Annotated in this window: 21 protein-coding genes and 1 riboswitch; of the genes, 10 read left to right on the top strand and 11 right to left on the bottom strand. The window is 64.6% G+C overall.

The window, feature by feature from the left end; genetic code table 11:
• The first annotated feature begins 25 nt into the window (after positions 1-25).
• From hisS to IVB48_RS24965, 3 genes are all read left to right on the top strand, one after another.
• Entirely contained in the window at positions 26-1,546 is a 1,521-nt protein-coding gene (hisS, locus tag IVB48_RS24975; protein WP_027565381.1) for a histidine--tRNA ligase, read from the top strand.
• An 18-nt stretch (positions 1,547-1,564) separates the two neighbouring features.
• Complete coding sequence (locus IVB48_RS24970; RefSeq protein WP_256378942.1) at positions 1,565-1,849, top strand: tautomerase family protein; 285 nt, start codon at positions 1,565-1,567, stop codon at positions 1,847-1,849.
• A gap of 182 nt (positions 1,850-2,031) precedes the next feature.
• Positions 2,032-2,427, top strand: a complete 396-nt coding sequence (locus IVB48_RS24965; RefSeq protein WP_247403890.1) for a hotdog domain-containing protein — start codon at positions 2,032-2,034, stop codon at positions 2,425-2,427.
• 131 nt (positions 2,428-2,558) lie between these two features.
• On the opposite strand, the gene proC is transcribed toward IVB48_RS24965, so the two are convergent.
• Together proC and IVB48_RS24955 are read right to left on the bottom strand one after the other, a co-directional pair.
• Positions 2,559-3,386, bottom strand: coding sequence for a pyrroline-5-carboxylate reductase (gene proC, locus IVB48_RS24960; protein ID WP_247403888.1), 828 nt, complete (start codon positions 3,384-3,386; stop codon positions 2,559-2,561).
• Positions 3,387-3,557: 171 nt separating this feature from the next.
• Complete coding sequence (locus IVB48_RS24955; protein ID WP_247403885.1) at positions 3,558-4,058, bottom strand: YbjN domain-containing protein; 501 nt, start codon at positions 4,056-4,058, stop codon at positions 3,558-3,560.
• 410 nt (positions 4,059-4,468) lie between these two features.
• Positions 4,469-4,628, top strand: a riboswitch (FMN riboswitch).
• Positions 4,629-4,704: 76 nt separating this feature from the next.
• Between IVB48_RS24955 and IVB48_RS24950 the strand changes: the two genes are divergently transcribed.
• Positions 4,705-5,283, top strand: a complete 579-nt coding sequence (locus IVB48_RS24950) for a 6,7-dimethyl-8-ribityllumazine synthase (protein WP_247403882.1) — start codon at positions 4,705-4,707, stop codon at positions 5,281-5,283.
• A gap of 75 nt (positions 5,284-5,358) precedes the next feature.
• On the opposite strand, the gene IVB48_RS24945 is transcribed toward IVB48_RS24950, so the two are convergent.
• From IVB48_RS24945 to IVB48_RS24910, 8 genes are all read right to left on the bottom strand, one after another.
• Positions 5,359-6,393: an ATP-grasp domain-containing protein gene (locus tag IVB48_RS24945; RefSeq protein WP_027565376.1), complete on the bottom strand. Its 1,035-nt coding sequence runs from the start codon at positions 6,391-6,393 to the stop codon at positions 5,359-5,361.
• On the bottom strand, positions 6,390-7,418 hold the full coding sequence (locus tag IVB48_RS24940; RefSeq protein ID WP_247403879.1) for a putative zinc-binding metallopeptidase: 1,029 nt from the start codon (positions 7,416-7,418) through the stop codon (positions 6,390-6,392). The genes IVB48_RS24945 and IVB48_RS24940 overlap by 4 nt, the downstream gene beginning before the upstream one ends.
• 138 nt (positions 7,419-7,556) lie before the next feature.
• On the bottom strand, positions 7,557-8,510 hold the full coding sequence (locus tag IVB48_RS24935; RefSeq protein WP_007596822.1) for a ribose-phosphate pyrophosphokinase: 954 nt from the start codon (positions 8,508-8,510) through the stop codon (positions 7,557-7,559).
• A gap of 193 nt (positions 8,511-8,703) precedes the next feature.
• Entirely contained in the window at positions 8,704-9,318 is a 615-nt protein-coding gene (locus IVB48_RS24930; protein ID WP_247403876.1) for a hypothetical protein, read from the bottom strand.
• A gap of 113 nt (positions 9,319-9,431) precedes the next feature.
• Positions 9,432-10,199, bottom strand: coding sequence for a peptidoglycan editing factor PgeF (pgeF, locus tag IVB48_RS24925; protein WP_247403873.1), 768 nt, complete (start codon positions 10,197-10,199; stop codon positions 9,432-9,434).
• Entirely contained in the window at positions 10,196-11,314 is a 1,119-nt protein-coding gene (locus IVB48_RS24920) for an SAM-dependent methyltransferase (RefSeq protein ID WP_247403870.1), read from the bottom strand. Before IVB48_RS24920 ends, pgeF begins: the two co-directional genes overlap by 4 nt.
• A gap of 21 nt (positions 11,315-11,335) precedes the next feature.
• Positions 11,336-12,181, bottom strand: coding sequence for a prolipoprotein diacylglyceryl transferase (lgt, locus tag IVB48_RS24915; protein WP_247403867.1), 846 nt, complete (start codon positions 12,179-12,181; stop codon positions 11,336-11,338).
• Positions 12,182-12,195: 14 nt separating this feature from the next.
• Positions 12,196-12,927 carry a dienelactone hydrolase family protein gene (locus IVB48_RS24910; RefSeq protein ID WP_027565370.1) on the bottom strand — a complete coding sequence of 244 codons (732 nt, stop codon included), beginning with the start codon at positions 12,925-12,927 and terminating at the stop codon, positions 12,196-12,198.
• 169 nt (positions 12,928-13,096) lie between these two features.
• On the opposite strand from IVB48_RS24910, the gene IVB48_RS24905 reads away from it, so the two are divergent.
• The 4 genes from IVB48_RS24905 to ychF all read left to right on the top strand — a co-directional run bounded on the left by IVB48_RS24905 (position 13,097) and on the right by ychF (position 16,120).
• The gene (locus IVB48_RS24905; RefSeq protein WP_007596812.1) at positions 13,097-13,348 is read left to right on the top strand and encodes an accessory factor UbiK family protein; all 252 of its coding nucleotides are present in this window, start codon (positions 13,097-13,099) and stop codon (positions 13,346-13,348) included.
• Between the two features lie 285 nt (positions 13,349-13,633).
• A complete protein-coding gene (locus tag IVB48_RS24900) occupies positions 13,634-14,353 on the top strand; it encodes a 50S ribosomal protein L25/general stress protein Ctc (RefSeq protein ID WP_027565369.1) in 720 nt (239 codons plus the stop codon).
• 58 nt (positions 14,354-14,411) lie between these two features.
• On the top strand, positions 14,412-15,017 hold the full coding sequence (gene pth, locus IVB48_RS24895) for an aminoacyl-tRNA hydrolase (RefSeq protein ID WP_007614831.1): 606 nt from the start codon (positions 14,412-14,414) through the stop codon (positions 15,015-15,017).
• 5 nt (positions 15,018-15,022) lie between these two features.
• Positions 15,023-16,120: a redox-regulated ATPase YchF gene (gene ychF / locus IVB48_RS24890; RefSeq protein ID WP_027565368.1), complete on the top strand. Its 1,098-nt coding sequence runs from the start codon at positions 15,023-15,025 to the stop codon at positions 16,118-16,120.
• 47 nt (positions 16,121-16,167) lie between these two features.
• On the opposite strand, the gene IVB48_RS24885 is transcribed toward ychF, so the two are convergent.
• Positions 16,168-16,464, bottom strand: a complete 297-nt coding sequence (locus tag IVB48_RS24885) for a DUF4282 domain-containing protein (protein WP_007596805.1) — start codon at positions 16,462-16,464, stop codon at positions 16,168-16,170.
• A 177-nt stretch (positions 16,465-16,641) separates the two neighbouring features.
• On the opposite strand from IVB48_RS24885, the gene IVB48_RS24880 reads away from it, so the two are divergent.
• Entirely contained in the window at positions 16,642-17,094 is a 453-nt protein-coding gene (locus IVB48_RS24880; protein WP_247403862.1) for a MaoC family dehydratase, read from the top strand.
• Positions 17,094-17,576: a MaoC family dehydratase gene (locus IVB48_RS24875; protein ID WP_027520354.1), complete on the top strand. Its 483-nt coding sequence runs from the start codon at positions 17,094-17,096 to the stop codon at positions 17,574-17,576. Before IVB48_RS24880 ends, IVB48_RS24875 begins: the two co-directional genes overlap by 1 nt.
• Positions 17,577-17,586: the final 10 nt, after the last annotated feature.

Here is a 17,586-nt window from a genome sequence, read left to right as displayed (position 1 = left end):
GCGCGTCGGCTGGTAAATGCCGCGCATGGCCGAAAAATCCAAAAAACCCCAGAAACTGAAGGCGCGCCTGCCGCGCGGGCTCGAGGATCGCGATCCCGCCGCGATCCGGGCGACGCGCGAGATGGTGGAAAAGATCCGCACCGTCTACGAGCTCTACGGGTTCGAGCCTGTGGAAACGCCGGCGATGGAATACACCGATGCGCTCGGCAAGTTCCTGCCCGACCAGGATCGTCCGAACGAGGGCGTGTTCTCGTTCCAGGACGACGACGAGCAGTGGATCTCGCTGCGCTACGATTTGACCGCGCCGCTCGCCCGCTACGTCGGCGAGCGATACGGCACCGACGCTCTCGTGTTGCCCTACCGCAGCTACCGGGTCGGCTACGTCTTCCGCAATGAAAAGCCGGGTCCCGGTCGCTTCCGCCAGTTCATGCAGTTCGATGCGGACACGGTGGGCTCGGCAACGCCGGCGGCCGATGCCGAGATCTGCATGATGGCGGCCGACACAATGGAGGCGCTGGGCATTGCGCGCGGCTCGTATGTTGTGAAGGTGAACAACCGCAAGGTGCTCGACGGCGTTCTGGAAGCCATCGGGCTCGGCGGCGAAGAGAACGCAGCGCGTAGGCTCACCGTGCTGCGCGCAATCGACAAGCTCGATAAGTTTCCCGCCGAGGAAGTTCGCAAGCTCCTCGGTCCCGGCAGATGGGATGGAGGCGAAGAAGGCAAGGGCGACTTCACGAAGGGCGCCAATCTAAGCGCGTCGGAAGCTGACGTCGTTCTCGCCATCACCAAACCGCGCGACGATTGGAAAGAGGCCATTGCCGCGGCGGAAACCTATCTCACCAAGAGCGAAGTCGGTCAGGCCGGCGTGAGCGAGCTGGAAGAGATCGCGAAACTAGTGACGGCGTCGGGTTACGGTGCGGATCGCATCAAGATCGACCCCTCTGTCGTGCGCGGCCTCGAATATTACACCGGCCCCGTCTACGAGGTCGAACTACTGCTCGAGACCAGGGACGACAAGGGCCGACCGGTGCGCTTCGGCTCGGTCGGCGGCGGCGGACGCTACGATGGTCTCGTCTCGCGCTTCCGCGGCGAGCCCGTGCCGGCGACCGGTTTCTCGATCGGCGTGTCGCGGCTTCAGGCCGCGCTGACGCTGCTCGGCAAGCTCGACACGAAGCCCGGGTTCGGCCCCGTCGTCGTCACCGTGTTCGACCGCGACCGCGTCGCCGACTATCAGAAGATGGTCGCATCGTTGCGAACCGCCGGCATCCGCGCCGAGCTCTATCTCGGCAATCCCAAGAACATGGGCAACCAGCTCAAATATGCCGATCGCCGCAATGCGCCCTGCGTCATCATCCAGGGCTCGGATGAAAAAGCGCGTGGCGAGGTGCAGATCAAGGATCTGATCGAGGGCGCGAAGGCGGCAGCCGCGATCGCTTCCAACCAGGAATGGCGTGAGAGCCGCCCGGCGCAGTTCTCGTGCAGCGAGGCCGATCTTGTCGCCAAAGTTCGCGAGGTGCTAGCGCGCCATGACGTGAGCTGGGGCTAGCTATTCGCTGACGCCGCCATGCCCGGGCTTGTCCCGGGCATCCGCCTCCTGTTTGATGGCGCCCGTCAATGGCCGGTGTTCGGCCCAAGGGAGAGAAAAATGCCTGAGATCACTGTCAGCATGGCCGAAGGCCGCACCGACGAGCAGAAGGCCGGCATGATGCGCGACATCACCCAGGCGCTGGTGAAGAATCTCGGCGTCGATGCCGACGCCGTCGTCATCCAGATCAATGAAGCCCCGCTCCGCCACAAGATGAAGGGCGGCAAGACGTTCGTGGAGCGCGCGGCGGCTGCGAAGAAGTAGCCAGCGCTCTAGCTGCAAACGCAACTGTCGTCCTGGCGAAAGCCACGACCCATTACCCCCAGCGGCAGTTGTTACGGCGGGTCGTGGTTTAGGCCGCTCATGACAATGTTCAGTCGGGGTAATGGGTCCTGGATCGGCGCTTCGCTTCGCTGCGCTTGTCCAGGACGACGGGGGGAGGCCCCATGGACGCACGCGACTTCATCAAGGTCGGCATGAGCGCCGAGCGCACGCTGGTGGTGCCGGTGGAGCGCACGGTCGGGCATTTCGTGCCCGGCATGCCGATGGTCTATGCGACGCCGATGATGATTCTGGAAATGGAGATGACGTCGGGCGATGCGATCCGCAGCGTCCTTCAGCCCGGCTGGGTCACGGTCGGCACCGAGGTCGATATCCGCCATCTTGCAGCAGCCCTTGTCGGCGCGACGGTGCGGACTACCGCGAAGGTCATTGCGGTAGAGCGCCGCGTCATCCGCTTCGAGGTCGAGGCCGTCGAGGGCACGCGAAAACTCGGCGAAGGCCGCCACGCGCGCGGGCTCGTCAATGTCGCGATGTTCAACAAGCGGCTGGGGACGAGCTAGGAGCCCCTTGCTCTGCCCTCATCCTGAGGAGACCGCGCAGCGGTCGTCTCGAAGGATGGCCACAGGCGAGAGCCGGGCCTGCATGGTTCGAGACGGCCCTTCGCGCTCCTCACCATGAGGGGATAGCTTCCTTACTTCGCCAATTCCTTCGACCGCTGCGTCGCCGCCGCGATCGCGCGGATCATCAGATCGCGCAGGCCTGGTTCGCCCATCAGCACGCCGAGTGCCGCGGCCGTGGTGCCGCCGGGCGAGGTGACGTTCTGGCGTAGCGTGCCGGAGGCAAGCTCCGACTGGTGGAGAAGTTCACCCGAGCCGGCGACGGTTTCGCGCGCGAGTTTCGTTGCCAGCGCCTCGGGCAAGCCCGCCTCGACACCGGCGCGCGCGAGCTCTTCGGCCAGCAAGAACACATAGGCCGGGCCCGAGCCGGACACCGCGGTCACCGCGTCCATCAGGCTCTCATCGTCGACCCATTCGACCGAGCCGGTGGCGCGTAGCAGCGCATCGGCCACAGCGCGTTGCTGTGCGCTGACGTTGTTCGCGGCGACAGCCACCGTGATGCCGCGACCGATCGCGGCCGGCGTGTTCGGCATCGCGCGCACCACCACGCCGCCGCAGACCTCTTCGAGCGAGGCGATCGTGGTTCCCGCCATGATCGACACCACCGAGGTCTTGTCGGAGACGAATGGCTTCAGCTTGGCGCCGGCCTCGCGGAACATTTGCGGCTTCACCGCGACGATCAGCGTCTCGACCTGGCCTGCCGTCGTCACATCAGGATTGAGCGCAACCCCCTTGGCGGCAAGTGCGGTGATCTCGGCCGAGATGTGTGGATCAATCACCGCGACGCGGCGCGGATCGAGTCCGCCCGAAAGCCATCCGGTCAGCATCGCGCCGCCCATCTTGCCGGCGCCGGCGAGCAGGATAGTGCCGGTGATGTTTTCGAGAGTGCCGTTGCTCGTCATAGCCGTTACCACAAACTCAGTGTTGTCCCGGCGAAAGCCGGGACCCATAACCACAACCGGTTTTAGTGGATGGAGGTGTTGGCAACAAGCAGCGTGCCACAAGCGAAATCACGCGGTAGGGGTCCCGGCCCCCCGTGCGCAATTGCGCACTAGGCCGGGACGACAAGAAAACTACGCCTCGCCCACCGTGTCGAACATCGCCGCGTCCATGGCTTCCGACGTGGACTTGCCCGCCCACACCACGAACTGGAACGCCGGGAAATAGCGCTCGCAGGCGTGGATGGCGCCGGCGAGCATGGCTTCGCATTGCCCGGTGGAGGCGGTGAGCCCGCCCGGCAGCACGAGGGCCTGCCGGTGCATGATCATGCCGGTGGTCGTCCACAGGTCGAAGTGCCCGACCCACAACTGCTCGTTGACGGAGGCGACGAGCCGCTGCACCTCCGGTCGCCGCGCAACCGGAATCTTCATGTCGAACGCGCAGGCCAGATGCAGCGCCTCGATCTCGCCCATCCAGGTGAAGGAGATCTGGTAGTCGGTCCATTGTCCCTTGGAGACAATCGTGAGTTCGTCTTCGCCGGAGCGTTCGAACGGCCAGTTGTTGCTGGCAGCGATATCCTCGACCACCGCGAGCGGATGGTTTTTGGAATCGATAGTGCCTTCGAGCAGGGACATGCCGTCTCGACCTCTTGCCTTTTTGTTGTCTTTGATACGCACGCGGTTGGTCCGGCGCGCGCTCCCTTAATATTGGTAAGGCGATCCGTTCGGATCAGCGCGGGCTTGTCGCGGATCAACTGATGTGATTTGCGGAATCTGCGCAACTGGCTGCCGAGTCCGTCCACAAGTCAGGACTCGTTCGTCCACAGCTCATCTCCGCCACAATTATTAACGCGGGGGAGGCCGAGCCGGACGGAAAAGAACAAACCGGAATCGGATTCGCCGATAGCCCTCCAATCGTTATTTCCGCCCCGTACGGACTGGACCACTATAGCGGCATGGGACCATGCGGTTTTCCCATGCGGAACCCGCTTGCCGCGGCCCCCAACCGGCGTCATATTTCGGTCAGGCCGTTCATTCCGGGCGGCCGATGTTCTCAGGGCGGGGTGAAAGTCCCCACCGGCGGTAAGGGCCGTAAGGCCTAAGCCCGCGAGCGCCTTCCTCAAAGTCTGTTGCTGAGGGGAAGGGTCAGCAGATTCGGTGCAACTCCGAGGCCGACGGTTAAAGTCCGGATGAAAGAGAACGGTCGGTGGCAGACGCATCGCAGGATGCGGCTGTTTGTCGTTCCGTGTGCCCTGATTCTGGTCCTTAACTGAGGAAAGCCATGAATCAGATGTTGCAAGATACCCAAGTCCAAACTTCCAAAGCCGAAACATCCCAACCAACCCAAACGCCACCGCCGGTTCCACACGAGCCGGCGCCCGACCATCCGCGCTTCGCGAAACCGCAGCGGGTGGCCTTCGTGCAGGCCTGCTGGCACCGCGACGTGGTCGAGGAGGCCCGTATCGCCTTCGTGAAGGAGGCAGAAGCGCGCCACCTCAATCACGTCGACGTGTTCGAGGTGCCGGGCTCGTTCGAGATCCCGCTGCATGCGCAGATCCTCGCCAAGACACGGCGCTACACCGCGATCGTCGCGGCCGGCCTCGTCGTCGACGGCGGCATCTACCGCCATGAGTTCGTGGCCGACACCGTGATCAAGGCGTTGATGGACGTGCAGCTGCGCACGGAGGTGCCCGTGTTCTCCGCGGTGCTGACGCCGCAGCAATTCCACGAGACCGAGGTGCACTACGATTTCTTCCGCAGGCATTTTGCGATCAAGGGCGTCGAGGTGGCGGCCGCCTGCGCGGAGACGTTGCTCGGGCTCGAACGCCTGCGCGGCCAGGTCGCCGCGGGAATCGTGTAACGCAGCGCAACGACCATCCCTCATCCCGAGGGGCGCGAAGCGCGTCTCGAAGGATGAGGGGCGATCGTCGCGTCATCACCCCAGTGACACTCCTGCCTTGGCGCGGCTGATCCCGAGGGCCAGGATGCGCTGCAGGAGAGCCGGATATTTGAGCCCGTCATGTAGAGCGGCCGTCGCGAACTCCTGGCTCTTGGCGATCTCGGGATTGGGATTGGCTTCGATGAAATACGGCGTGCCGTCGGCGGTGAGACGAAAATCGATGCGCGCGTAACCGTCGAGGCCAAGCGCCCGGTAGATGCGTTTCGCGGCTCGCTGGATCCTGGCGGTCACTTCCGGCGCCAGATCCTTCGCAGGCCCGTCGACGATGCCGACCTTCTCCTGATAGTCGGTGTCGTGCTTGGCCTTCTCAGTGGCGATATGCCGTGACGAGCGGCCGCCCATGCTGCCGAATTTCAACTCCCAGATCGGCAGAACACGTAAGCGGTTGTTGCCGAGCACGCCGACGTAAAGCTCTCGCCCCTCGATGAACTGCTCGGCGATGGCGGCGGATTCGACCCGCTCGTGGATGAAGGCAACCCGCTCGGCCAGCTTTTCGTCGGTGTCGACGATCGAGGCTTGCGAGATGCCGAACGAGCCATCCATGTTCAGGCTCTTGACGATCAGCGGCAGCGCAAGACGCGTCGGGCGTTTCACTTTGCGGCGCATCGGGAAGACAGCGAAGGCCGGCGCGGCGATCCGGCGGTGATGCACCAGCGTCTTGGACAGATCCTTGCCGCGGGCCAGGGTCAGGCCGCGCGGATTGCACCCGGTATAAGGGACCTTCATCAGTTCGAGATAGCTCGCGATGTGCTGGTCGAAGGCGACGTTGTTGTGGAATTCCTCCAGCAACGTGAAAACCACGTGCGGCTTGAACTCCTCGATCGCCTCGCGCACCGGCCTGATTTCCTCCTGCGCGCCGAGCGGTCGAACCTCGTGGCCGGCGGCACGCAAGGTGCTCACCACGTCGTACTCGGTTTTCCACGCATTGATCTCCTGCGGGCTGTATCCGTCGGAGGAGTCCGGAGGCAGGAAGTCCGGATGCATGAGAACCAGAATGCGCAGACGTCTCATAGCGCGATCCATTTTCGTCGAGACGGGCCAAACATCGTGTGCATCGTCTTGGCGGTCACGAGGACGATGAAGTCGAGAACGAGCTTCTGTTCAGGGCCGACGGCACGCAGATCGAGCTCGCGACAGCGAGAGATCATCTCGTCAAGCACGGCATCGAGCGTAAGCTGATTCTCGCCGGTCCATCGCGAGACCAATTGCCTGATCTGGGAGCGGTGGCGCCTGATCAGGGCCGAAGCCGGCTTTGAGCGGTGATGCCGTGGATCGGCTGAAAACAGCCGGGAGAGATCGCGGTCGTAGGTCTTGGGGGGTGTGAAGGCGTAGAACGCCTGCTTCTTCTTGTAGTGCTCTTCGAGCGTCTGGCTGAGCCGACCCAGCGTATCGACACGCTCCCGAGTCGCGATCGGCGGCCGCTTTCCCGCGATCTCGCCCATCAGCTCGTCGACATATTCGAGCTTCTTCAGCGCCGGCCAACCAGCATATCGCGTCCGCCAGTTCGAACGGGGCCGCAGCCACACCGCAAAGGTCTCGGCGAAATCCTCGTCCGGATGGCTCTGCGCATACCACAGCCGCAGATGCTGGACGTAACGCCTGCTCGCCGGATTGGGCCGGTAGTAGCGCGGGTAGTGTTTCGACGACGGGCCGAACAGCTGTTGCCAGCGCCGCCGGCGCTGCAGCTGGTAACCGTGCTGGATCGCGTGGCCCGCTTCGTGACGGAGGATGGCCATGCACTCGCGCCATGTTCCGCCCTCGACGTCGAACATCATCTTCTTCTCGAGCTTCATCAGGCGGGGATGAGCGAGATAGAACGGAATGGCGATGCCGGGAACGCCGCCCGGACTGAACCATTCGCTCGACATCCAGGTGTGCGGCCGCAGCCGGATATCCCGTTCTTCCAGCTCCTCATAGAGCGTGCTGACGCAATCCTCGAGCCAGGTGCCTTCGACCGTAACCCTCAGGCTGGAGAGGCGTTGCTTGAGCAACTCGTCATCCGACAGCTTCTCCCAGGCAAATTTCCGGCGTGGCATCGGGCATCCAGAGGGCAGAGATGACTCGGGATTCGGATGATGTCATGGGCGGTCGTTGGCAACAACCCGGGGGCTGCCTCGTAAGGGACGTAGACGCTCGCACTCCCTGTCCCTGCAAGCGGGGCAAGGTAAGAAACCTCAGTCGAACAGGCTCGACACCGACTCTTCCGCCGCGGTGCGCGCGATCGCGTCGGAGATCAGGCTGGCGATCGGCAGCGTGCGGATGTTCGGCGCCTTACTCACCGCCTCGGTCGGCAGGATCGAGTCGGTGATCACCAGCTCCTTCAGCCTGGAGTTTGTGATCCGGGCGGCCGCGCCGCCGGAGAGCACGCCGTGGGTGATGTAGGCGTAGACGTCCTTGGCGCCCTTGGCGATCAGCGCGTCGGCGGCGTTCACCAGCGTGCCGCCGGAGTCCACGATGTCGTCGATCAGGATGCAGGTGTAGCCGGCGACGTCACCGATCACGTTCATGACCTCGGATTCACCCGCCCTCTCGCGGCGCTTGTCGACGATCGCGAGCGGGGTGTTGATGCGCTTGGCGAGGCCGCGTGCGCGCGCCACGCCGCCGACGTCGGGTGAGATCACCATCGTCCTGGAGAGGTCGAACTTGTCCTTGATGTCGCGCACCATCAGCGGCGCGGCGTAGAGGTTGTCGGTCGGGATGTCGAAGAAGCCCTGGATCTGGCCGGCATGCAGGTCGAGCGTCATGACGCGGTCGACGCCGGCCTGCGTGATCAGATTGGCGACGAGTTTTGCCGAGATCGGCGTGCGCGAACCCGATTTGCGGTCCTGCCGGGCGTAGCCGAAATAGGGCAGCACAGCGGTGATGCGGCGCGCCGAGGAGCGGCGCAGTGCGTCGGTGATGATCAGCAATTCCATCAAATGGTCGTTCGCCGGGAACGAGGTCGACTGGATGACGAAGGCATCCGAGCCGCGCACGTTCTCCTGGATCTCGACGAAGATCTCCATGTCGGCGAAGCGCCGTACCACCGCTTTGGTCAGCGGCAGGTCGAGACCTTGCGCGATGGCCTGCGCGAGAGCCGGATTGGAGTTGCCGGCGACGAGCTTGATGGAGCCGTTCTTGGCCGACATGGACGCTTCCTCCCGCGCTTTGCTGGACACGATGTTCAACATCAAACAATACCCACTGGAAGCACGGTTACGACGGGCGAGGAAATATCAGGCCGGGGGCTGCAATGGCAACCCGGGACGCTACGTTTTCCCTGCGAAATCCCGAGTCCGGCCAACGGTTTGGCCGGAAATTGGGGCCGTGGTTTCGCGGGGGTTATCGCTCGGCATAGCCCAGCGCCGAGGCCGGCATCTCGGCCGCCGGAGCCTCCGGGATCACGCTCGCCACGGCCGGCCCGCGCAAGCCGGGAGCCGAGTTCGGCGCATCCGGCGTGCCGTTGATCATGTTGGAAAGTCCGCTGAATCCGGCCTGGGCGATCTTCCGCAGCACGAGGTCGTCGGCCGCGCTCCAGGGATCGCGGCCGCCCTTGGCCGCGGTCGGTTCCTCGCCGGAAAGGCGCAGCGCCCGCTGCTGGTTGGCGTCGTAGACGTCCCAGACCCAGGCGATCACGGTCTTGCCGCGCACGATCTGGGCGGAGAGGTAGCTGCGCACGCGGTAGGCAGCCGTCCCCTCGCGGGAGACCACGGACAGGCTGCGCAGCTTGGATTCGGTGTCGAGCACGCCGACCATGCGGTCGAACACTTGTGGTGGCGGCCCGTCGATCGATTCGAACGCCACTGTCGCGCCGGAGCCGGCGCTCGGCGCCATCGCATAGGAGTTCGCGGCACCACCGCCACCGGCACAGCCGCCAAGCGCGGTCGCAGCCGTCAGCAGCATGACCGCCAGCACGCGCGAACCCGCGCGGCGCAAGATGAATGACGCGTCCCTCATTATGGAGGGCAGCGATATCGTTAAAATCGATTAAGGTCTAGGGCGGGTGCGCCACAGGCCACTGTCATCGCGCGCAGGCATCGCCCCGGAATGACACGGGGTTGCCCTTGTGTTCACGCTTCGAGCGCGATCGCGTGAACGTGGCGGCCGTAATCCGGCTCCTTGCGATGCACCGAGCGGCGGTAGCTGAAGAAGCGTTCGTCGGCGTAGGTGTCCAGACCGAGATCGTCGATCATCAGGATGCCCGCGGCTTCCAGACGCCTGCGGATAAAGCCGGCGAGGTCGAACATCGCGTGGCTTTCGCGCACCGACGGGATGAAGAACATGGCGTTGTCCGCATCCGCCTCGATGAAGCGCGCCACGAACTCGTTGCCGACTTCATAACTGTCCTGGCGGATCAGCGGGCCGATCGCGGCGATGATGCCGCTGCGCGAGGCGCCGAGTTTTTCCATCGCTGAAATGGTCTGCTCCAGTACGCCGGTGAGCGCGCCCTTCCAGCCGGCATGAGCGCCCCCGATCACGCCCGCCTCGGAATCGACGAACAGCACCGGCCCGCAATCGGCGGTGGAGACGCCGAGCGCAATGCCGGGCACCTTCGTCACCAGCGCATCGCCCTTGGGCCGCGGCCCGCTCGGCCACGGAGCGTCGGCCACGAGCACGTCGGGCGAATGGATCTGGTGCAGGCTGAGAAAGCGTTCCGGCGCGACGCCGACACGCTCGGCCATGCGACGGCGGTTCTCCGCGACAAGGGCCTGATCGTCGTTGGAGCCGAGCCCGCCGTTCAGCGCGGAATAGATGCCGCCCGAGACGCCGCCCTCCCGGGTGAAGAAGGCGTGGCGCAGGCCCGGCACCGCCGACAGCAGCGAGGAGGCAACCGTCATGAACCGTCTCCGGCGCGTTCGAGATCGCTGAGGCCCGCAAGCCCCGTCAACCGCGGCTCGGAGATGCCGAGCACCTTGAACATCGAACCCATGCCGCTGCGCCCGGTTTCAGTCAGTCGCTTGAGCGCGATTGAAATGTCGGTGGAGACGTCGGGCGCCGCCTTCTGCATCAACGCGCCTGCACGGGTCTCGATGCCGACGCGTTTGAGGAAATCGCCCTGGGTCACCGGCCCGTGCACGCGGGCGCCCACGTCCTCCGCCCCGCGCGCGAGCGCCTGGAAGTCGACATGGGCCGTGACGTCGGCCTGGCCCGGCGCCTTCAGGGGATCGGTGAAGGTGTGGCGCGCGATCGCCTGGAAGGTGTCGCCGGCATCGCTGCGCAGATGACCGTAATCGATGATCAGCGTCGCGCCGTCCTGGTCGCGCACGCGGCTGGCGAGCTTCATGATCTCCGCATCGGGCCGCCATTCGAACACGGCCCCGACGGGCGCGGCGCGTACCAGAGGCGGCAGCAGCACCTCGAAGCGCGGCGTCGGCTCGGCCGCCGCGCCGAATTGAAGTTTTCCGTTGGCGTCGACCTCGATCACGCGCTCGTGCCAGCCGTTCTCGTGACGGACCATCTGGTGGATCGGCAGCACGTCGAAATACTCGTTGGCGAGGATGATGCTCGGTCCGTCCGGCACGTCGTCGATGCTGTCATGCCAGGCGATGTTGCGCACGCCCGACAGCGTCGCACTCTGCCGCTCGCGCAGGACCGGATTGACCTCGACCATGTGGATGTGGAGTGCCTGATAGAGCGGCGGCAGCACGCGGAGCGCACGCAGCGCATCGGCCATCATGGTGCCGCGGCCGGGGCCGAGCTCGATCAGCCGCAGGAATTGCGGTGACCCCATCTGCTTCCACACCGAGGCGGTCCACAGGCCCAACAGCTCGCCGAACATCTGGCTGACCTCGGGCGCGGTGGTGAAGTCGCCTTCTCGTCCCAACGGATCGCGCGAGACGTAATAGCCATAGCGCGGATGCATCAGGCACAGTTCCATGTACCGCCAGACCGGCATGGGGCCTGAGGATTTGATCAGCGCCTTGATCTCGTCGAGTAACGGCTGGTCGGTCACGGCCTATCTTCTCAAAAGGAATTAACGAATAGCCCCTGCGGGCTCGGGCGCACCGCGCCTCACTGCCAATACAATAAGTACGAGGCCGACAATAAGCATCGGGATCGACAACAGCATGCCCATGGTTAATCCGCCCCAGAGGAAGCCGAGCTGGACGTCCGGTTCGCGGAAATGCTCGCCGGCGATCCGGCTCAGACCATAGATCAGGATGAAGGCGCCGAGGATCATGCCCGGCCGCTTCAGGGCGCCGAAGCGGATCATGATTGCAAGCACCGCGAACAGCAAAATGCCCTCCATGCCGGCCTCGTAGAGCTGGCTCGGATGGCGCGGCAGCTGGGCGGGATCGTTGGGGAAGATCATCGCCCAGGGCAGCTCCGGGTCGGCGGCGCGACCCCACAATTCGCCGTTGATGAAATTGGCGATGCGGCCGAGCAGCAGCCCGACCGGGGCGACGGCGGTGGTGATGTCGCCGAGCGACAGGATCGAGATGCGGTTGCGATAGGCGAACCACATCACCGCGACGACGCAGCCGAGGAAGCCGCCGTGGAAGGACATGCCGCCTTCCCACAGCCTGAAGATCGCGGCGGGATGATCGATGAAGAAGGGCAGATTGTAGAACAGCACATAGCCGGTGCGGCCGCCGAGGATGATGCCGAGCGTGACCCACAGGATGAAGTCGTCGATCTGCAGCAGCGACATCGGCGCCGGGCCGCCCCACAGCCGCTCCTTCTTCAGGAGCGAGCGCGCATAGAGCCAGCCGAACACGATGCCGCAGATATAGGCCAGCGCATACCAGCGGATCGCGAACGGGCCGATCTCGATCGCGATCGGCTTGAAGGCGGGAAAGTCGATGAGCAGAAAGGGCATCGCGCCTTCTATGTCTAGACGAGATTGCGGCGATAGAGCGCCAGCAGGCGCTCCCAATGCCGCTCGGCGGCGTCGCGGTGATAGACCGGACGCTTGGGGAAGGCGAAGCCGTGATGGGTGCCGGGATAGATCTCGACTTCAGCTTTGGCGCCGCTCATGCCCTGCTTCACCTTCTCGATGATCTCGGCGGGCGCGTATATGTCGGTCTCGGCGCAGGCGAAGTAGAGCTCGGCCTTGGTCTTGGCTGCCGCGAGATGCGGGCTGTCGTCCTGGTCGGTTGCGAGCTGCGTGCCGTAGACCGAGGCGGCGGCCTTGACGCGATCGGGGAAATGCGTGGCGGCGTTGACGGCGTAGCGGCCGCTCATGCAGTAGCCGACGGTGCCGATCAGTTTGGTGTTCGCGGCCGCCTGGCCCTCGGCATAGGTCAGTAGCGCGCGCGTGTCATCCATGATCATGGGGATCGTGAGCGATCCCATCAGCGCGAACATGCGCTTCCGCTCCGGCGCGTTCGGATCGGCCGGCAGCGCGCCGAGCTCCATCACCCCGGAGCGGTAATAGAGGTTCGGCAGCATCACGTAATAGCCCGATGTCGCGAGCCGGCGCGCCATGTCGCGCAGCTCTTCGCGGATCGCCGGCGCGTCCATGTAGAACAGGATGACCGGAAACGGCCCGCCGCGTTCGGGATGGCTGATGAAGGTTGCGGTGTGACCGTCCTTGGTGGGGATCGCGATCTGCTGGTCGATCATCTCGAGCGCCTTTTGTGATTCTTCTTATGCAGGGACGTTGAATACGATTGCAAGGAAACCGGGGCATGACAAGGATACCGCCGATCGGCCCTTGAACCGGCCCAAACGGATTGCCATTGTCTTCCCGCGCGTTCGCGCAGAGTTCATCGAAAGCCGCCAGGAGACCGACATGACCCAGACCAACAACCGGTTTTTCGACGAGATCGGCCGCCTGATGAACGATGCCGCCGGTGCCGCGCAGGGCGTCAAGCGCGAGTTCGACACGGTGATGCGCACCCAGGCCGAAAAATTCCTGCGCGACATGGACCTGGTCAAGCGCGAGGAGTTCGAGGCGGTCAAGGACATGGCGCGCCTGGCGCGTGAGGAGAACGAGGCTCTGAAGGCGCGCATCGCGGCGCTGGAGGCCAAGCTCGGCGGGTAGGGAGGGAATCGTAGCCCGGATGGAGCCAACGGGTCGGCGCGAAGCGCTGCCCGATGACAGGCTTCGCGCAATCCGGGGTGTTCCAGCGGCGTAGGTCCCGGATCACGCTGCGCTCCGTCCGGGCTACCGACACCTTCCGGCAGCCCATTCTCCTTGTCATTTCCGCGTCTTCCGGGTAAAAGCCCGCCACGTCCGCAGCCCCCGCACCCCTGGAGGCTTGCTGCGGCGTATGCCATGGGCCGCGTTGCGGCCCATTAACTTTTGCAAAAACAAGGACTTAACGTTATGGCGACCGTCAAGGAATTGAAGGCGACCGCACGTCCGAAGAGCGGCAAGGGGGCCGCCCGGGCTGAGCGTCGCGCCGGGAGAGTGCCCGGAGTGATCTACGGCAACAACCAGCCCCCGCTGACCATCTCGGTTGACGATCGCGAACTGCGCTCGCGCATCCTCGCCGGCCGGTTCCTGACCACGCTGGTCGACATCGACCTCGAAGGCAACAAGCACCGCGTGATTCCGCGCGACTACCACCTCGATCCGGTCAAGGACTTCCCGATCCACGTCGACTTCATGCGGCTCGGCGAAGGCGCCACCATCCGCATCAGCGTTCCCTTGCACGTGGTGAAGGCTGAAGGTTCGCCCGGCGTGAAGCGCGGCGGCGCCGTGAACATCGTTGCGCACGCGATCGAGCTCGAGTGCGGCGTGGAGAACATCCCGCAGTTCATCGAGGCCGACGTCGGGTCGCTCGAAATCGGCCACTCGCTGCATCTCTCCGACATCAAGCTGCCGGCCGGCGTGAAGGCGCTGACCGCCGAGGACGCGACCCTCGTCACCATCGTGCCGCCGTCCGGCTACGCCGAAGAGCAGAAGGCCGCGGCTGCTGCTCCGGCTGCGGGTGCTGCTGCTCCGGCGGCTGGTGCTGCTCCGGCTGCGGGTGCTGCTGCTCCGGCAGCGGCTGCCAAGGCTCCGGCTGCCAAGGCTCCCGCCGGCGGCGACAAGAAGAAGTAATCTCTCAAAGCTGGCGCGCGGTCCCTGACCGCGCGCCGAGCGAGGGGCGCGCCGCGTCATGCGACTGTTTGTTGGGCTCGGCAATCCCGGCCCGAAATTCGCACGTAACCGGCACAATGTCGGCTTCATGGCCGTCGATGAGATCGCGCGGCGTCATGGTTTCGCGCCTTGGCGCCGCAGGTTTCAGGGCGAGACCTCGGAAGGCACGCTCGGCACCGAGCGCGTGATCCTGCTCAAGCCGATGACCTACATGAATGAGTCCGGCCGCAGCGTTCAGGAAGCGGCAAGCTTCTTCAAGATCGCGCCGGGCGACGTCACCGTATTCCATGACGAACTCGAACTGCCGCCGGGCAAGGTGCGGGTGAAGATTGGCGGCGGCATCGCCGGCCACAACGGCCTGCGTTCGATCTCCGCCCATATCGGCAACGAGTACCGCCGGGTGCGGCTCGGCATCGGTCACCCCGGCGTCAAGGAATTGGTGCACGGCCACGTGCTGTCGGACTTCGCCAAAGCCGACAACGACTGGGTGGCGACGCTCTGCGACGCGGTGGCCGAGCACGCGGCACTGGTTGCCAAAGGCACCGACGCGACTTTCGCCAACAGGGTGCACCTCGCCATGCAGGCGAAGGGATTTTTGACCAAGGACGACAACGGCAAGGAATAACGCTCGTGGGATTTAAATGCGGGATCGTCGGGTTGCCCAATGTCGGCAAATCGACCTTGTTCAACGCGCTGACCGAGACGGCCGCGGCGCAGGCGGCGAACTATCCGTTCTGCACCATCGAGCCGAATGTCGGCGAGGTCGCGGTACCGGATCCGCGGCTCGACAAGCTCGCAGCGATCGCCAAGTCGGGCCAGATCATCCCGACCCGGCTGACCTTCGTGGATATCGCCGGCCTCGTGCGCGGCGCGTCCAAGGGTGAAGGTCTCGGCAACCAGTTCCTCGCCAACATCCGCGAGGTCGACGCCATCGCGCATGTCGTGCGCTGCTTCGAGGATTCCGACATCACCCATGTCGAGGGCAAGATCGCCCCGCTCGCCGACATCGAGACCATCGAGACCGAGCTGATGCTCGCCGATCTCGACAGCCTCGAGAAGCGCGTCGACAATCTGTCCAAGAAGGCCAAGGGCAACGACAAGGACGCCAAGGAGCAGCTCGACCTCGTCAATCGCACCCTGGTGCTGCTGCGCGAGGGCAAGCCCGCGCGCTTGGTCGAGCGCAAGGCGGAGGAGGAGCGCGCCTTCGGGATGCTCGGCCTGCTGTCGTCCAAGCCCGTGCTCTACGTCTGCAACGTCGAGGAAGGCTCGGCCGCATCAGGCAATTCGTTCTCGAAGGCGGTGCAGGACCAGGCTGCCAAGGAAGGCGCCATTGCCGTTGTCATCTCGGCAAAAATCGAATCCGAGATCGCCACCATCTCACGTGACGAACGCGCCGACTTCCTGGAGACGCTGGGTCTCGAAGAGGCCGGCCTCGATCGCCTGATCCGCGCCGGCTACACGCTGCTCGACCTCATCACCTATTTCACGGTGGGCCCGAAGGAAGCACGTGCCTGGACCATCTATCGCGGCACCAAGGCGCCGGGCGCGGCCGGTGTGATCCACACCGACTTCGAGAAGGGGTTTATCCGCGCCGAGACCATCGCGTATGAGGACTACATCACGCTCGGCGGCGAAGCCGGCGCCCGCGATGCCGGCAAGCTCCGCCTCGAAGGCAAGGAATACGTCGTCGCCGACGGCGACGTGATGCATTTCAGGTTCAACACGTAAGATTCCGGAGTTCGTGCCCCGGACGCACCGTCCGGGACACGGAAGCCTCACCGTACCCCGCCGCCCTGATCCCTGATCGCGCCGAGATGCTCGTTGATGCGGAAAATGATCAGGATCAGCTCCGCGATGATGCGCGAGAACACGATCCCGACGACGACGCTCGCGATCGACGACAGCAGCATCAGGAAGCCGCCGAACGGGCTGATCGCCATCATCGCGAGGCCGGAGAAGATGCCGGAGAGGCCGAACAGGCAGATCAGCGCGATCACCAGCCAGTAGAAGGTCTTGATGATCGTCGGCGTGATGAAGCGGTCCCATTGAAACAGGTCGCTGAATGAAAACATTGCTCTCCCCAGGGCAATTCAGGTGTTGTCGGGCCTTGCAAATGGATCGCGGCCCCTGCTCGATCCGACTCAAGACCAACGCCGTGCGCCGAATGTAGCACGAGCCATGCGGGCCGGCGGGTTGAGATTGCCGCAAAGTGCGGCCACAATCTGTCATTCCCTCAAACCTTTCCCAAGATGACCCTGACCTTCGAAGATTTCCCGCCCGGCCGGTTCGGAACGTTCGGCCCGCGCCATGTCACGCGGGACGAGATCGTGGCCTTTGCCGCCGAGTTCGATCCGCAGCCGATGCACCTCGACGAGGAGGCCGCCGGCAAAAGCATGCTGCGCGGCCTGTCCGGCTCGGGCTGGCATCTCTGTTCGCTGATGATGCGGATGATGGCCGACGGTTTCATTACCCGCGCCGCTTCGCTGGGATCTCCCGGCGTCGATGAAGTGCGCTGGCTGTCGCCGCTCAGACCCGGCGACGACCTCATGCTCGACGTCGACGTCGTGGAGGCCCGCACCTCGAAGAGCCGGCCGGAGCTCGGCATCGTCAAGTTCAAATGCACCGTGCGTAACGCCAGGGGTGAGGCGCTGTGCGAGATGACGTCTCCGATCCTGATCAAGCGGCGCGAGGGAGCGGTCTGATGCCGTTTTTCGAGGAGATCGAGATTGGGCATCGCCGCGAGATCGGCGCCTATACGTTCACGGCCGAGTCGATCAAGACATTCGCCGCAAAGTTCGATCCGCAGCGTTTTCACCTTGACGAGGAGGAGGGCAAGAACTCGCTGTTTGGCGGGCTCGCGGCCTCGGGCTGGCATGTCGGCTCAGCCTGCATGAGCCTGCTTGTCGCCGACGGACAGCGTCTGGCGCGGGAAGCCGCCTCGCGCGGCGAGGAGGTCGCGGTATGGGGCCCGTCGCCGGGCTTTCGCGACCTGCGCTGGATCAGGCCGGTGCTCGCCGGCGACATCGTCACCTACGTCAACGTCGTCATCGACAAGCGCAGCTCCGCCTCGCGACCCGGCTGGGGCATCCTGACTGCGCGCACCACCGGCACCAACCAGCGCGGCGAGGACGTCTACGCCATCACCGCCAGTGCTTTCGTGCCGATGCGTGCGAACGGCGGTTAGATTCGTTCCA

Origin of the sequence: Bradyrhizobium sp. 76 (assembly GCF_023073025.1) — a bacterium.
GTDB lineage: Bacteria > Pseudomonadota > Alphaproteobacteria > Rhizobiales > Xanthobacteraceae > Bradyrhizobium.
This window is presented reverse-complemented; position numbering and strand designations above follow the sequence as displayed.

Excerpts from the sequence above, each read along its gene's own strand:
- hisS (WP_027565381.1), top strand. The coding sequence starts at position 26 with ATGGCCGAAAAATCCAAAAAACCCCAGAAACTGAAGGCGCGCCTGCCG.
- IVB48_RS24970 (WP_256378942.1), top strand. The coding sequence starts at position 1,565 with ATGCCCGGGCTTGTCCCGGGCATCCGCCTCCTGTTTGATGGCGCCCGT.
- IVB48_RS24965 (WP_247403890.1), top strand. The coding sequence starts at position 2,032 with ATGGACGCACGCGACTTCATCAAGGTCGGCATGAGCGCCGAGCGCACG.
- proC (WP_247403888.1), bottom strand. The coding sequence starts at position 3,386 with ATGACGAGCAACGGCACTCTCGAAAACATCACCGGCACTATCCTGCTC.
- IVB48_RS24955 (WP_247403885.1), bottom strand. The coding sequence starts at position 4,058 with ATGTCCCTGCTCGAAGGCACTATCGATTCCAAAAACCATCCGCTCGCG.
- IVB48_RS24950 (WP_247403882.1), top strand. The coding sequence starts at position 4,705 with ATGAATCAGATGTTGCAAGATACCCAAGTCCAAACTTCCAAAGCCGAA.
- IVB48_RS24945 (WP_027565376.1), bottom strand. The coding sequence starts at position 6,393 with ATGAGACGTCTGCGCATTCTGGTTCTCATGCATCCGGACTTCCTGCCT.
- IVB48_RS24940 (WP_247403879.1), bottom strand. The coding sequence starts at position 7,418 with ATGCCACGCCGGAAATTTGCCTGGGAGAAGCTGTCGGATGACGAGTTG.
- IVB48_RS24935 (WP_007596822.1), bottom strand. The coding sequence starts at position 8,510 with ATGTCGGCCAAGAACGGCTCCATCAAGCTCGTCGCCGGCAACTCCAAT.
- IVB48_RS24930 (WP_247403876.1), bottom strand. The coding sequence starts at position 9,318 with ATGAGGGACGCGTCATTCATCTTGCGCCGCGCGGGTTCGCGCGTGCTG.
- pgeF (WP_247403873.1), bottom strand. The coding sequence starts at position 10,199 with ATGACGGTTGCCTCCTCGCTGCTGTCGGCGGTGCCGGGCCTGCGCCAC.
- lgt (WP_247403867.1), bottom strand. The coding sequence starts at position 12,181 with ATGCCCTTTCTGCTCATCGACTTTCCCGCCTTCAAGCCGATCGCGATC.
- IVB48_RS24910 (WP_027565370.1), bottom strand. The coding sequence starts at position 12,927 with ATGATCGACCAGCAGATCGCGATCCCCACCAAGGACGGTCACACCGCA.
- IVB48_RS24905 (WP_007596812.1), top strand. The coding sequence starts at position 13,097 with ATGACCCAGACCAACAACCGGTTTTTCGACGAGATCGGCCGCCTGATG.
- IVB48_RS24900 (WP_027565369.1), top strand. The coding sequence starts at position 13,634 with ATGGCGACCGTCAAGGAATTGAAGGCGACCGCACGTCCGAAGAGCGGC.
- pth (WP_007614831.1), top strand. The coding sequence starts at position 14,412 with ATGCGACTGTTTGTTGGGCTCGGCAATCCCGGCCCGAAATTCGCACGT.
- IVB48_RS24885 (WP_007596805.1), bottom strand. The coding sequence starts at position 16,464 with ATGTTTTCATTCAGCGACCTGTTTCAATGGGACCGCTTCATCACGCCG.
- IVB48_RS24880 (WP_247403862.1), top strand. The coding sequence starts at position 16,642 with ATGACCCTGACCTTCGAAGATTTCCCGCCCGGCCGGTTCGGAACGTTC.
- IVB48_RS24875 (WP_027520354.1), top strand. The coding sequence starts at position 17,094 with ATGCCGTTTTTCGAGGAGATCGAGATTGGGCATCGCCGCGAGATCGGC.